Annotated in this window: 12 protein-coding genes; 3 read left to right on the top strand and 9 right to left on the bottom strand. The window is 64.9% G+C overall.

The features are described 5' to 3' along the window. Positions 1 to 92: 92 nt before the first annotated feature. The 5 genes from MJ643_RS10650 to MJ643_RS10670 all read right to left on the bottom strand — a co-directional run bounded on the left by MJ643_RS10650 (position 93) and on the right by MJ643_RS10670 (position 6,168). A complete protein-coding gene (locus MJ643_RS10650; RefSeq protein ID WP_024087720.1) occupies positions 93 to 887 on the bottom strand; it encodes an SDR family oxidoreductase in 795 nt (264 codons plus the stop codon). Positions 888 to 943: 56 nt separating this feature from the next. Beyond that, the gene (locus MJ643_RS10655) at positions 944 to 2,395 is read right to left on the bottom strand and encodes an efflux transporter outer membrane subunit (protein ID WP_013974163.1); all 1,452 of its coding nucleotides are present in this window, start codon (positions 2,393 to 2,395) and stop codon (positions 944 to 946) included. Further along, positions 2,392 to 3,453: an HlyD family secretion protein gene (locus tag MJ643_RS10660; protein ID WP_013974164.1), complete on the bottom strand. Its 1,062-nt coding sequence runs from the start codon at positions 3,451 to 3,453 to the stop codon at positions 2,392 to 2,394. The genes MJ643_RS10655 and MJ643_RS10660 overlap by 4 nt, the downstream gene beginning before the upstream one ends. A 28-nt stretch (positions 3,454 to 3,481) precedes the next feature. Then, on the bottom strand, positions 3,482 to 5,023 hold the full coding sequence (locus MJ643_RS10665) for an MFS transporter (protein WP_024087721.1): 1,542 nt from the start codon (positions 5,021 to 5,023) through the stop codon (positions 3,482 to 3,484). Positions 5,024 to 5,259: 236 nt separating this feature from the next. Next, positions 5,260 to 6,168, bottom strand: coding sequence for a LysR family transcriptional regulator (locus tag MJ643_RS10670; protein ID WP_024087722.1), 909 nt, complete (start codon positions 6,166 to 6,168; stop codon positions 5,260 to 5,262). Between the two features lie 271 nt (positions 6,169 to 6,439). Between MJ643_RS10670 and MJ643_RS10675 the strand changes: the two genes are divergently transcribed. Next, positions 6,440 to 6,889 carry a universal stress protein gene (locus MJ643_RS10675; RefSeq protein WP_013974167.1) on the top strand — a complete coding sequence of 150 codons (450 nt, stop codon included), beginning with the start codon at positions 6,440 to 6,442 and terminating at the stop codon, positions 6,887 to 6,889. A 105-nt stretch (positions 6,890 to 6,994) separates the two neighbouring features. Here the strand turns inward: MJ643_RS10675 and MJ643_RS10680 are convergent, their stop codons facing one another. Genes MJ643_RS10680 through MJ643_RS10695 form a run of 4 tightly spaced genes read right to left on the bottom strand, consistent with a single transcriptional unit; the run spans position 6,995 to position 11,774 of the window. After that, positions 6,995 to 7,855, bottom strand: a complete 861-nt coding sequence (locus MJ643_RS10680; protein WP_013974168.1) for an HlyD family secretion protein — start codon at positions 7,853 to 7,855, stop codon at positions 6,995 to 6,997. Between the two features lie 10 nt (positions 7,856 to 7,865). Next, positions 7,866 to 8,066: a DUF1656 domain-containing protein gene (locus tag MJ643_RS10685; RefSeq protein ID WP_003257154.1), complete on the bottom strand. Its 201-nt coding sequence runs from the start codon at positions 8,064 to 8,066 to the stop codon at positions 7,866 to 7,868. Between the two features lie 4 nt (positions 8,067 to 8,070). Further along, on the bottom strand, positions 8,071 to 10,248 hold the full coding sequence (locus tag MJ643_RS10690) for an FUSC family protein (RefSeq protein ID WP_038410136.1): 2,178 nt from the start codon (positions 10,246 to 10,248) through the stop codon (positions 8,071 to 8,073). After that, on the bottom strand, positions 10,245 to 11,774 hold the full coding sequence (locus MJ643_RS10695) for an efflux transporter outer membrane subunit (protein WP_013974171.1): 1,530 nt from the start codon (positions 11,772 to 11,774) through the stop codon (positions 10,245 to 10,247). Before MJ643_RS10695 ends, MJ643_RS10690 begins: the two co-directional genes overlap by 4 nt. Positions 11,775 to 11,965: 191 nt before the next feature. Here MJ643_RS10695 and MJ643_RS10700 point away from each other — a divergent pair, with 191 nt between their 5' ends. After that, complete coding sequence (locus MJ643_RS10700) at positions 11,966 to 12,913, top strand: LysR family transcriptional regulator (RefSeq protein WP_013974172.1); 948 nt, start codon at positions 11,966 to 11,968, stop codon at positions 12,911 to 12,913. A gap of 177 nt (positions 12,914 to 13,090) precedes the next feature. Beyond that, positions 13,091 to 14,065 carry a D-glycerate dehydrogenase gene (locus tag MJ643_RS10705; protein ID WP_013974173.1) on the top strand — a complete coding sequence of 325 codons (975 nt, stop codon included), beginning with the start codon at positions 13,091 to 13,093 and terminating at the stop codon, positions 14,063 to 14,065. The last annotated feature ends 203 nt before the right edge of the window (positions 14,066 to 14,268 follow it).

The raw sequence follows: 14,268 nt of genomic DNA on the forward strand, positions 1-14,268 counted from the left end.
CCGCTCCCACAGGTACCCCACAGAATTTGAGCCCTGTGCGATACCTGTGGAAGCGGGTTTACCCGCGAAGAGGCCGGTACAGGCAAAACAGATCAGGCAATGGAACGCAGCACCCCGCCATCCACCCGCAAGGCAGCCCCGGTAGTGGCACTGGCCTGCATCGATGCCAGGTACACCACCATGTTCGCCACCTCCTCCACCGTCGCCAGCCGCTTGATCAGCGAGGTCGGCCGGTGCTCGGCCAGGAAGTTGGCTTCCAGCTCTTCAGTCGACACCCCCTGCTCCTCGGCCAGCCTGGTAAAGAAGTCGCCCACACCTTCCGAACGCGTAGGCCCCGGCAACACCGAATTCACCGTCACCCCGGTGCCGGCCAGGGTCTCGGCCAGCCCACGCGACACCGCCAGCAATGCGGTCTTGGTCATGCCGTAATGAATCATCTCGGTCGGGATCTGCAGCGCCGACTCACTGGACAGGAACACCACTCGCCCCCAGTTGCGCTCGGCCATGCCCGGGGCATAGTGGCGCGACAGGCGAACGGCACTGAGCACATTGACGTCGAAGAAACGCTGCCAGTCCTCATCCTCGATCTCGAAGAACGGCTTGGGCTCGAAGATGCCCAGGTTGTTGACCAGGATGTCGGTGTGCGGCACCTGCTTGAAAAGCGTCTGCGCACCGGCCTGGGTGCCCAGGTCGGCAGCGATGCCGATGATGCGCGACTGCGGCAGGCGCTCGCGCACAACTTTGAGGGCTTCGTCGACCCGGGCCTGGGTGCGACCGTTGAGGACCACTTCGGCCCCCGCCTCGGCCAGGCCGATGGCGATGGCCAGGCCGATGCCGGCGGTGGAGCCGCTGACGATGGCGCGCTTGCCGTTCAGGGAAATGTGCATCTGTGCCTCCTCGGTAATCATGACAATTGCCGGGGCTGCTTTGCAGCCCCAAAAAATCACACTTTCTTCACAGGCTGCTCATCAAACGCCTGCCAGCCACCACCCAGGGCCTTGTACAACCCCACCAGCGCCTGCGACACCGCCGCAGAACTGTCGATCCACTGCTCCTCGCTGGCCAGCAAAGCCCCCTGCACCGTCAGCACATTGAGAAAGTCCACCGCCCCTTCCACATACTGGCGCTGGGCAGTTTCCAGGGCGATGCGGTTCTGCCGCACCGCCTCGGCCAAGTGGTCGCGGCGCAGCTGGCTGGCGTTGTACAGGCGTAGCACATCGTCGATTTCATGCCAGGCACCCAGCACCACCTTGCGGTAGTTCAGCGCCGCTTCCTGCTGCTGCGCCTCGCGCAGCTCCAAGGTGCCCTTGAGCCGGCCACCCTCGAAGATCGGCAGCGACAGCTGCGGCCCGAAGGCGAAGCGGCGTGAATCCCAGGCGCCGAAATCGGACAGCTGCATGGCCTGGAACCCGACACTGCCCGACAGCCGGATGCTGGGGTAGAAGTCGGCCTTGGCCACGCCAATGCTGGCGGTGGCAGCATGCAAACGAGCCTCGGCCTGGCGAATGTCCGGGCGGCGTTCGGCCAGTTCGGACGGCAGGCCAATGGCGAACTTCTGCTGCGGCGCAGGCAGTTCGCCGCCCTGCAGCAACTCGGCCTGCAGGCTGCGCGGCGGTTCGGCGGCAAGCAGGCTGAGGGCGTTGATCAAGTCGTCGCGCCGCGCTTCCAGGCTAGGCAGGCGCGACTCGATCGAGGCGACCTGGGCACTGGCCTGAGCCACGTCCAGGCGCGTGGCGACACCTTCGGCCTGGCGGTTCTCGGACAACTTCAGGCTGTGCTGGGCGACCTTGAGGTTGTCGCGGGTCACATCGATGGTGTGCTGCACAGCGCGCAGCTGGATATAGTTGCCTGCGGTTTCCGAAAGCAATGCCAACAGCACGCCGCGGCGGTCGTTCTCGGCCACTTCGACCGTGGCATCGGCAGCCTCGACCTGGCGCCGCACACGGCCCCACAGGTCCAGCTCCCAGCCGGCCACAAGGTCACCCTGCCAGAGGTTGAAGGCTTCCTTGCCCGCCTTGCCGGACGGGTCACTCAGGCCTTCGGCACTGTTGCGCGAGCGGCTGTAGCCAGCGTTCACATCCACCGACGGTACTTCGTCGGCAGCCACGGTGCTGCGCAGGGCGCGGCTTTGCAGCAGGCGGGCGCTGGCCATCTGCAGGTCGAGATTGCGCTCGGCAACGCGTTGGATCAAGGCACTCAGGCCGGCGTCGTGAAAGCTCTCCCACCAGCGCAGTTCCAGCGGTTCGGCCTGCGGCTGGCTGGCCGCCGCCTCGCCTTGCAGCGGCGCCCACTGTTGCGGGGCCTGGCTGTCAGGGCGCTGGAAGTCAGGGCCCAAGGTGCAGCCGGCCATCAATACGGCCAGCAGCAACGGGCTCAAGCGTAATGCCGCTTTCATCGTGCACTTACCTCTTTGCCGTCCAGCTTGTCACCACGGGTGTCGATGGTCGCTTCCACCGACATGCCCACGCGCAGGCGGGCAAGCAGCGGCTGGCCGTCATCGAAAACGATCTTCACCGGGATGCGCTGCACCACCTTGGTGAAGTTGCCGGTAGCGTTGTCCGGCTTGACCGCAGCGAAGGTCACGCCGGTGGCCGGGGCGATGCTTTCCACATGGCCTTGCAGCTTCTCACCGGCAAAGGTGTCGACGCTGATGCTCACGGCCTGGCCAGGCTGTACGTGGGTCAGCTGGGTTTCCTGGAAGTTGCCGACCACGTAGGCCTGCTGCAACGGCACCACCGACAGCAGGCGGGCGCCCGGGTTGACGTAGGCACCGACACGCAAGGCACGCTCGCCGACCATGCCGTCCACCGGCGCGGTGATGCGGGTGTAGGACAGATCGAGCTGGGCCTTTTCCAGCCCTGCCTCGGCCCGCTTCAGCTGGCCGTCGGCACTGGCCACCTGGGCGGTAAGGATATCCACCTGCTTGCGCGCCGCTACCAGTGCCGCCTGGGCATTGGCCAGGCGTGCGCGGGCCTGGTCGACCCCGCTGCGTGCCTGCTGGGCGTTCTGCACGGTGCCGGCACCTTGCTCGGCCAGGCGGCTGTAGCGGTTGACCTCATGGTCGGCGAACGCAGCTTCGGCCTGGGCCGCTTTCACTGCAGCCTCAGCCTGGGCAATCAGCGACGCCTGGCGCTCGAGGGTGGCACGGGCATCGGCGCTTTGCGCCTGGGCCACCAGCAACTGCGCCTGCGCAGCATCCAGCGCGGCCTGGTAGTCACGGGCATCGATGGTAGCCAGCAACTGGCCGGCCTTGACCTGCTGGTTGTCCTCCACCAGCACGTCCTTGATGAAGCCGGCGATCTTGGGCGCGACCACGGTGTAGTCGGCGACAACATACGCGTCATTGGTGCTCTGGCGGTGGTCGCTGCCAAACATCCACGGGCCGACGATGGCAGCCAGGACGGCCACGGCAAGCACCGAGCCGATGAACAGGGTTTTGCGGTTGTTGGTCATTTAAGTGGTTCTCGAATTCATCCAGGGTTCAGGCCACCGCGCGCGGCGGATAGACCCGGGTAGGCACGAAAGGAATCAGGCAGATCAGGGCCACGGCAATGCAGGCCATGACCAGGTAGAGGTCGGCCGAGGTCAGCACCAGCGCCTGGTCGTGGATGCGCCTGGCCAGGCCGGCTGCGTTACCGTCGACCAGCGGGGCGTTGCCAAGGCTGTCCACCAGGTGGTTGGAATGAAAGTGCCGGCGCAGGGTGCCCAAGGCGTCCAGCAGGCCACCGGCGATCACTGCGGCCAGGCCTTTGACAGTGTTGAACCAGCTGGAGGCGAACGGGCCTTCCTGTGGGGTCATGCCGTTGGTGGACAGCATCAGCAGCGGCAGCACTGCCATTGGCTGGCCGAGCACCTGCAGCAGGTAGAACGGGTAGAAGTCACCCCGGATCCACTCGCTGGTCAGCAGGCTGCTGCCGACACAGGACACCGCCAGCATCGCCAGGCCGATCCCCAGCACCCAGCGGCAGTCCACTGCGCGGATATTGCACAGCGCCGCCGTCAACGGCAGGGCGACCAGCTGCGGCATGGCCACCAGCATCATCAGCGGGCTGGTCTGCGCCGGGCGGTAGCCCTGAATCTGCGCCAGATAGGCCGACGGAATGCTGCCGACGCCCGAGAGCACGATCAGCACACCGGCCAGGGTCACCAGAGCGAAACTCAGGTTGCGCCGCGACAGCATGCGCAACTGGAAGAATGGCAACGGCTCGGACCATTCGTTGTACATGAACAGCACCAGCAACAGCAGGCCACCGCCGAGCAGCCAGCAGATCAGCGGCGAATCGAACCAGCCCCAGCGGTCACCCAGCGACAGGCCCAGCACGATGCAGCTGATGGCGGGCAGGCCGAGCAGCACGCCGCGCCAGTCGAACTGCTTGAAGCGCTCCAGGCGCAGCGGGTCCTGCGGCAGGCCCCAACCGACGCAGAACATGGCCAGCGCCGAGGGCAGGATGATCTGCCAGAACGCCCACTGCCAACCGACGTATTCAGTCCACAGCCCTGCCAGCGGCGTGCCGAGGTTGGGGCCGAAGGTGGCGGTGAGGGCATAGCAGGCCAGGCCATAGACCTTGATGCCCGGTGGCAGGAAGCGCAGGGCCACGCTCATCAACATCGGCGGCAAGGCACCAGAGGCGAAGCCCTGGAGCACACGCAGCAGCATCAGGCTGTGCAGGTTGGGGGCGAACGGTTGCAGCAGGCCGAGCACGGCGAACAGACCGATCGCGCTCATGGTGAAGCGCCGCAGCGAGAACGTGGTGGCCAGCCATGGCGCGAAGGCCATGGCCGAAACCGAGGCGGCGCTGTAGACCGCCAGCAGCCAGGCGCCTTCGTCGGCACCGATGCCCATGGCCCCACGGATATCGGCCAGGGAGATCTTGGTCACCGACTCGTTGAGGCCCGCGCACAACACGGCCAGCAGCACACCGAACAGCCCGACCACTACCTGCAGGCCGAACGCAGTCTGCGCAGGCGCGGCCGGCGCGGGGGCGGCGGCAATCACGGCAGACGGGGCGGACAGGGAACTCATGGGCAGACATCTCCAGCAACAAATTTGCGACTGGAGCAAGTCTAAGAAGGTCGAATGCTGACGAAAACTGACTTATCGGTAGGTTTATGTTGCGTCAGGCGCAATCCACTTCAAAACCCAGTCGCCTGCTTCGCGGGTGAACCCGCTCCCACAGGGACATCACAGGCCTTGAGAGGTGTGTTGTACCTGTGGGAGCGGGTTCACCCGCGAAAAGGCCGGCCCAGGCAGAACATCACTCAAGGGTCGACACTGCAGCAAGCCTTCAGGGTCTGCCGCAACCACCGATGCGCGGGGTCATTGTGAAACCGTGGGTGCCATGCCTGCAGCACGTTGACCCGCTCTAGCGGCACCGGGATCTCGAACGAGCGCAGCGGCAGCCCTAGCTTGTGCACGCTGTTGAGGATGTTGGCCGGCATCGGCAGGATCAGGTCGGAATCCGGCAGCGAGAACAGCGCCGAGTGAAAGCTCGGGGTAATCAGCGCCACCCGCCGTTGCACCTTGAAGTTGGCCAGTTCCACATCGATCGGCCCATTGGCCCGTCCACGGCGTGACACGCTGATCTGTGGATAACTGGCAAAGCTGTGCGCCGTGATCGGCTGCTCGAAGATCGGGTGGTCGCGCCGCGCCAGGCCCACATAGTAGGTCTGGAACAGGCTCTGTACCTTGATCTCCGGCCCCAGGTCCACGGTCGAGCTGATGATCAGGTCGGTACGCCCGTCGCGCAGCACGCTGTCGTCATCGCCGCCGGGGCTTTCCGGCACGAAGCGCAGCACCGTGCGCGGTGCCTGTTCGTGCATGCGCCGCAGCAACTGGGCGCCGTACAGGGCGATGAACAGGTCGTTGGTGCGGATGTTGAAGGCCCGGTCAAGCTTGGGCAGGTCGACCTCGTCGCCACTGCGGAACACCTCGCCGGCCTGCTCCACCAACGCCGCCACCTGCTCGCGCAGGGCCAGCGCCCGCGGCGTCGGCACCAAGCCGCGACCGGCGCGCACCAGGATCGGGTCACCCAACGCATCGCGGATACGCCCCAGGGTCCGGCTCATCGCCGCCGGGCTGAGGTTCATGCGCTGCGCCGCGCCGACCACGCTGCCTTCGTCGAGCAGGGCATCGAGGGCGACGAGCAGGTTCATGTCCGGGAGTTGCATGGCCGTTTTCCGTTACAGCTGTGGGGAATGGCGATGGTAGCAGGTTGCTGGATTGCACCAGACGCAATGCGCTCATGCGTGGTGGGGCATTTATCCTGAGGGTGGATTGAGCCAAGAATGAGGAATGGCAGGTTCGGCCTCTTCGCGGGTGAACCCGCTCCCACAGTGACTGCACAGGCTTTGAATACTGTGGCGCACCTGTGGGAGCGGGTTTACCCGCGAAGAGGCCAGAACAGACAACCCCTTAGCCAGCCTGAAACAAGGATTCCACATGCCCAGCCCCGTTCTGATCGCCATCGACGCCTCCCCTGCATCCACTGCCCTGCTCACCCTCGCCCGCCGCTACTGCCGCCCCGACGACCACGAACTGCACGTGCTGCTGGCCATCGACTCTACCTTCGCCGTCCACGACCAACCCGCGCCTTACACCGCAGAAGAACTGGAAGAATACCCCGCCGCCTGCGAAGAGCAGCACCAGGCCGACCAGGCCGTGGCCGAGGCGGTGCGCGAGTTGCAGCAAGCCGGCTTCGCCAGCCGGGGCTGCATGGTGGCCGGGCAGCCGGTCGAGGCGATCGTGGCCAAGGCGCAGGAACTGGATTGTGAACTGATCATCATGGGCCACCGCCACCTGTCGCGGCTGGGGCGGATGCTGGACCCGTCGATCAGCGCGAAGGTGATTGATCGGGTGAGGGTACCAGTGTTGGTGGGGGCAGCAAGCTAACTGCGCCGCTCCCACAGGATTTGCGCCAGCCCCAAGAGCAGCGCACCACTTGTGGGAGCGGGCAAGCCCGCGAAGAGGCCAGTAGCTGCACCACCTCACCCCGGCTCAGCCCTCGCTCGGCTTCACCACCACCGTACAAGTCGTACCCGCCGCCAGCAAAAACCCGTCCGGCACTTCATCGATATGAATGCGCACCGGCACCCGCTGCGCCAGCCGCACCCAGTTGAAGGTCGGGTTCACATCGGCGATCAACTCGCGGCTTTGTGGGTTGTCGCGGTCGTAGATGCCGCGGGCGATGCTCTCCACGTGGCCCTTGATGCGCTCGCCGCTCATCATCTGCAGCTCGGCCTGGTCACCCACCTTCACATGCGGCAGCTTGGTCTCCTCGAAGAACCCGTATACCCAGAACGAATTCTCGTCGACCACCGCCATCACCGCTTCACCGGTACGCGCATAGTCACCCTTGTGGATATTCAGGTTGGTCACGTAGCCGTCCACCGTGGCCACGATATGGGTGCGCTTGAGGTTCAGTTCGGCGGCAGCCAGCTCGGCAAGGGCCTGCTGGTAGTCCGCCTGGGCGGAGTTGGCGATGTTGCTGGCGTCATCGCGGTTTTCCTTGGAAATCACCAGGTTGTCCATGTCGGCACGGCGCTTGGCGTTGACCTTGCGCATCTCCCAGGTGGCCTTGCGCGATGCAACCTGCGCCTTGGCCTGGTCGACCGCCAATTGGTAATGCTCGGGGTCGATCTGGATCAGCAGGTCGCCCTTCTTCACCCGCTGGTTGTCCTTGACCGGCACATCCACCACATAACCAGGCACGTCGGCAGCGACGTTGATGATGTCGGCACGCACACGGCCGTCGCGAGTCCAAGGCGTGGTCATGTAGTGCAGCCACAACTGGCGACCGATCACCACGGCAGCGGCAAGCACCAACAGGGTGGCGATCAGGCTGAAGAACTTTTTCATCGAAGGATTCTCACCAGTAGAGCGACAGCGCCAGGGCGCCGAATAGGCAGACGAACAGGCTCAGGCGCAGCAGCGCCGGGTGCCAGAAGAAGCGGTAGCCATCATGGCTGGCAATGTACCGGTCCAGCCCCCAGGCCAGGCCCAGGGCGAACAGGAACATCAAGGTCATGGTGGGCATGTACACGCCATGGAAGGCGATTTCACGGGGCATGGTTTCACGGAGCATCGTGCAGTCCTTTCGCCGGTGCCAACGGCGACTGTGGGTCGAGCAGGGAAGATCGGATGAAGTGCAGGTAGCTTTGCGCGCGGCGCAGCACCGAAGTGTCGAAGTGGCGGGCGAAGGGCTCGTCGGTGGCCTGCACGCGGGCGATGGCGTGGTCCACTGCCACCAGCGCGCGTTCGTGGTTGCTGGCGCTGGGCTGAAGGAACAACCGGGCCAGGGCACGGCCCATCACGCGGATCGCCTGGCGCCAGGGCTGCGACTCGGCGTAGGCCGGGTGCACCGGTGCGCGGGCCTGCTCCTTGCGCAGCTCGATGATGGCATGGCCGATTTCCAGCACGGTGAACATCCAGCCCATCAACTGGCTCTGTACCTGCGGCTTGCCGGCTGCCAGGCCATAGGCCTGGTGCAGCAGGTCACGGGTGCGGCTTTCGAAGGCTGAACCCAGGCCGCGCAGGCGCCCGCTGATGGCGAACAGCACCTGCTCGCGCAGTTCCTGCTCCAGGCGGCTCCACAGCCAGCGGCTGTTGGGCGGCAGGATGATCGCCCCGGCAGCGGCACAGACGAACATGCCGATGACCATGCCGATGTAGTCGTTGATGAAGGTGTACGGGTCATACACGGTGAGGTTGTTCGGCACCGAGCCGATGGCGAAGAACACCAGCAGGCCGATGCCGTAGCCGGCATAGGCCGGCCGTGACGAGAGGAACGCGCCCAGTACGAACACCGGTGCCAGGACCATGCACAGCAGCGGGAAACCGTCGATCCAGGGGAACACAAAGAAGGTTTCGAAGAAGCCGACGAAGGCACCAATCGCCGTGCCGCAGGCCATCTGGAACGACATGCGCTTGGGGTTCGGCGAGGCCGCAGACAGGCCCACGGTGACGGAGGCGATCAGGGTCATCATGGCGCCGCTGGGCCAGTCGCTGAGCAGCCAGTAGCTGCCCAGCAACAACAGCACCGCCGAGGCGCGCACACCGGCGGCCAACGATACCAGCCAGCTGGTCTGCGCCACGTAGGGCTCATCCCACTGCTCGCGTTCGTGCCGGTGCGCTGCCAGCGAGGCATGGGTTTCGGCATAACTGTACATCTCGTCGACGAAGCGGTAGAGCAGCTCGAAGGCAGTATGGAAGTCGAGCAGGTCGGACTCGCTCGGCTCGGTTGCCAGGTACTCGGCGCGCAAGCCGCGCACCTGTGCCTGCAAGCCTTCCTTGTAGGCGGCCAGCTCCAGGGTCAGGCGCAGCGCATCGGCGTCGGTCAGCGCCCGGCCCACGTAAGGCTGCAACAGCTCCACCAGGGTGTTCAGGCCTGGCTCGATGGCGCCGACGATCTGCAGCGGGCCGCGGGCGCGAAGGCGTTCCAGCAAACGGTGCAGGGCATTGAAGCGCGTGGTGATGGCCATGAACTCGCTGTTCATGCGCACCAGGCGACCAGAGCGCCGGCGCATGTGCGGGTCTTCGAAGGCGGTGACGTTGCGCAGGCTCTCGAGGCCCACTGCTTCAGCGACGAAGCGCACGTTGCTGCTCTCGAAGCGGTCCCGCTGGCTTTCGCCGCGCAGGGCCTCGACCACCACCCCGGCGAACACGCCAAAGCGCTGGTACAGGGCGTTGCGCATGGCGGCACTGGCCGACTGCGGCAGGATCGCGGCGCTGACGAAGGTCGACACCAGAATGCCCAGGGCGATTTCCAGCACCCGCCATACCGCCGCCATGAAAGCCTGGTCAGGGTGCTCAAGCACCGGCAGGCCGATCATCGCCGCGGTGTAGCCGGCCAGCACGAAGCCATAAGCGCGGAAGGTGCGGTAGCGCATGGCACCGGCCGAACACAGGCCTACCCACAGGGCCAGGCTGGGCAGGAACAGCTCGGTGTTCTGCGGGAATATGGCGATCAGCGCCACCATCATCGCCGAGCCGGCCAGGGTGCCGAGCACCCGGTAGAAGCTCTTGGCGAACACATGCCCGCTTTGCGGCTGCATGACGATGAACACGGTGATCATCGCCGTGCGCGGTTGCGGCAGCTCCAGGCGCATGGCCAGCCACAGGGTGATGAACGCAGCGGCCAGCACCTTGAAGATGTACACCCAGGTCACCCCGTCGGTGCGCGCCCAGGCAAAGAAGCCCCGGCGCCATTCCAGGCTCTGCAGCCAGCGCACGGGCAAACTGGAAGTGCTCATTCGGCGTTATCCGGCTTCTTGTCGAGAATGGCCAGGGTGGCCGGGGTTTTCGGTGCGGCCTGGCGCTCCTCTTTCGGCACATCCTGACCAGCCTGCAAGCCACCGCCCAGGGCGGTGACCAGCTCGGCATGGGCAATCAGGCGGGCAGCCTGCACCTGCTGTTGCACCTGCTGCTGGCGGAACAGCAAGGTCTGGGCGTTGAGCACGTTGAGGTAGTCGGTAAGGCCACGCTGGAAGGCGACCATGGCAATGTCGTAGGTTTTCTGCGCGGCCGCTACCGACTCGGCGGCGAAGTGCGACTGCTCTTTCATCGACTCACGGCGAATCAGCTGGTCGGAGATGTTCTTCAGCGCACCGACCACGGTCTGGTTGTAGCGCGCCACGGCCACGTCATAGCCCGCCGAGGCCACGCCCAGCTGCGAGCGCAGGCGGCCACCGTCGAAGATCGGCAAGCTGATGGCCGGGCCAACGTTGTAGTTGAACTTGCGCCCGGTGAGGAATTCCAGCGGGCCACCACCGGTTGCCATGAAGCCAAGGCTGCCGACCAGGTCGACGTTGGGGAAGAAGCCGGCGTGAGCGACATCGATGCCCCGCGCCTGGGCGGCTACCTGCCAACGGCTGGCGACCACGTCGGGGCGCTGGCCGACCAGTTCGGCCGGCAGGTTCGACGGCAGCCTCAGCGGCGCGGCCAGGGCCAGGCTCGGGCGCTGCAACTGCGCGCCCTCCCCCGGGCCCTTGCCGGCCAGGGCGGCCAGCTGGTTGCGGGCCAGGGCAATTTCTTCGTCCAGGCTGTCGAGCTGGCGGTGGGTTTCCGGCAACGGTGCTTCGGCCTGGCTGACTTCGAAGTGAGTGCCGATGCCGGCATCCAGGCGGCGCTTGGCCAGGGCCAGGATCTGCTCCTGCTGTTCCAGCTCGGCCTTGACGATATCGCGCTGGGCGAAGTGCAGGCTCAGCTGGATGTAGGCGCGCACCACGTTGTTCTGCAGCTCCAGCTGCGCCTGGCGGGCTTCGGCCACGCTCATGTGCGCCTGGTCCACGGCCTGCTCGCTGGCGTTGCGTTCGCGGCCCCACAGGTCGAGCGCATAGCTGAAGCCAATGGCGGCGTTGTTGTCCCAGGTATTGGCGCCGGACAGCGCGCCCGGGCCATAGAACTGGTCTTCAGGCCAGTTGTGGCGCTTGAGCGTGGCCTGGCCGTTGCCCTGGAGTTTTTCCGCCGACTCGACCACGCCGGCCATGGCCTTGGCTTCGCGCACCCGCGCCGCAGCCATGGCCAGGCTCGGGCTGCCGGCCACGGCCAGGGCAACCCAGCGGTCCAGTTGTGGGTCGCCATAGGCGTGCCACCACTGCTGGTCGGGCCAGTGGGCGTCGGTCGCGGCTTCGCGTATGGCCGCGTCGGTGGTCAGGGTATTGGCTTGCAGCGTCTTGCTTTGCGGGGCAATGCCCCAGGTTCCGATACAGCCGCTCAAGGTGAGGGCAAGGGCACAGGCACTGAACGCATTGAGCGTTCTGATGATGCGACGCGGCACAGCTGCGATTTCCCGAGGAAGAGGTGAAGGGGCCGGGCAATTCTAGGGGGCGGCAGCACTGGCGATAAGCGTGGATTCCTGCGAATCTTTGTTACCAAAACAGCGATAATCCGCCTTTGGTCGAAGGCAACTTTTCATCTCTTTTACGTTACTTCGTGACACAATTTTGTCCTCTACATCGAGAGTGACCCATGGACACCCTGCAAAACATGCGTGCTTTCAGTTGCGTAGCCCAACTCGGCAGCTTTACCGCTGCCGCCGGGCAACTGGATACGACCACCGCGAACGTGTCGCGGGCGGTCTCCAACCTGGAAGCCCATCTGCAAACAAGGCTGCTCAACCGCACCACCCGCCGCATTGCGCTGACCGAAGCCGGCAAGCGCTACCTGATGCGTTGCGAACAGATTCTTACCTATGTCGAAGAAGCCGAAGCCGAGGCCAGCGACGCCCATGCCCGCCCGGCCGGGCAGTTGAAGGTGCACTCGATGACCGGGGTCGGTCAGCACTTCGTGGTCGACGCCATCGCCCGCTACCGCGAATCGCACCCGGACGTGACCTTCGACCTGACCATGGCCAACCGCGTGCCTGACCTGCTCGACGAGGGCTATGACGTGTCCATCGTGCTGGCCACCGAACTGCCCGACTCGGGGTTCGTGTCCCAGCGCCTGGGCATCACCTACAGCATCGTCTGCGCCTCGCCCGCCTACATCGCCCGCCACGGCGTGGCGCACAAGCCTGCCGACCTGCTCAAGCACGCCTGCCTGCGCATGGTCAGCCCGGTGATCCCGTTGGAAAAATGGCTGTTCGACGGGCCGGAAGGCCAGGAAATGGTCAACATCACCAGCTCGCCGTTCATGGTCAATACTGCCGATGCCATGAAGACCGCCATCCGCAGCGGCATGGGCGTGGGCGTGCTGCCAATCTATTCGGCCATCGACGGCCTGCGCGATGGCAGCCTGGTACGGGTGCTGCCCGAGTACCGGCTGCAGGAGCTGAACCTGTACGCCATCTACCCGTCGCGGCAGTACCTGGATGCCAAGATCAAGACCTGGGTCGAGTACCTGCGCAACTCGCTGCCGGAGATTCTGGCAGCCCATGAGGCAGACCTGAAAACCCATCAGGTGATGATTGCCAACTAAAAAGCTGCTGCATTGCGGGGGCGGACAATGGTAGGTTGCTAACCATTGTCAGGCCATTCGCGGGCACGCCCGCTCCCACAGGTAATGCACAGGCCTTCAATCTGTGCGGTACCTGTGGGAGCGGGCGTGCCCGCGAAGAAGCCCCCACCGTCCCACGCCTTGCAGAGAAGTTGCCCGATGAAAAAGACCGTCCTGGCCTTCAGCCGTATCACCCCGGCCATGGCCGAACGCCTGCAGCAAGACTTCAACGTGATCGTGCCGAACCCCAAGCTCGGCGACATCAATGCCCAGTTCAACGAAGCCCTGCCCGAGGCCCATGGCCTGATCGGCGTTGGCCGCAAGCTCGGCCGGGCGCAACTCGAAGGGGCGACCAGGCTGGAGGTGGTATCCAGCGTGTCGGTCGGCTACGACAACTACGACCTGGACTACTTCAACGAACGCGGCATCGCCCTGACCAACACCCCCGACGTGCTGACCGAAAGCACCGCCGACCTGGGCTTTTCGCTGATCATGGGCTGCGCCCGCCGCACCGCCGAGCTGGATGCCTGGACCAAGGCCGGCAACTGGCAAGCTACCGTAGGCCCGGCCCACTTCGGCAGCGATGTGCACGGCAAGACCTTGGGCATCGTCGGCATGGGCAACATCGGTGCCGCCATTGCCCGTCGCGGCCGGTTCGGTTTCAACATGCCGGTGATCTATTCCGGCAACAGTCGCAAGACCGCACTGGAGCAAGAGCTGGGCGCACAGTTCCGCAGCCTGGAGCAACTGCTGGCCGAGGCCGACTTCGTCTGCATCGTTGTGCCGTTGTCCGATGCCACCCGCAAGCTGATCGGTGCGCGTGAGTTGCAACTGATGAAGCCGAGCGCGTTCCTGATCAACATCGCCCGCGGGCCGGTGGTGGACGAGGCGGCGCTGATCGAGGCACTGCAGAACGGCACCATTCGCGGTGCGGGCCTGGATGTGTACGAAAAAGAACCGCTGAGCGATTCGCCGCTGTTCAAGCTGCCCAATGCCCTGACCTTGCCGCACATTGGCTCGGCCACTGCCGAAACCCGCGAGGCCATGGCCAACCGGGCAATCGACAACCTGCGCGCGGCGCTGCTGGGTGAGCGGCCGCGGGACCTGGTGAACCCGCAGGTGTGGAGGAATTGACAGCTTCAGATTCACTTCTTTTCAAAAGTGCCATGTAACCTTTACGGCGCGACCTGTCTAAACACAGTAAGCGCCGCGAACAAAGCTCAAAGTCAAAAATTGCCCCTCTATCAGCGGCAGGAAAGCATCTGAAGTCGTTTTACAACTGATAAAATTGCCAGTTTCATTTTTTAGCGGACCGATAGAACAATAACGCCTCAACA

The sequence above is a fragment of the Pseudomonas sp. PNPG3 genome (assembly GCF_023093815.1).
Classification (GTDB): Bacteria; Pseudomonadota; Gammaproteobacteria; order Pseudomonadales; family Pseudomonadaceae; genus Aquipseudomonas; species Aquipseudomonas asiatica.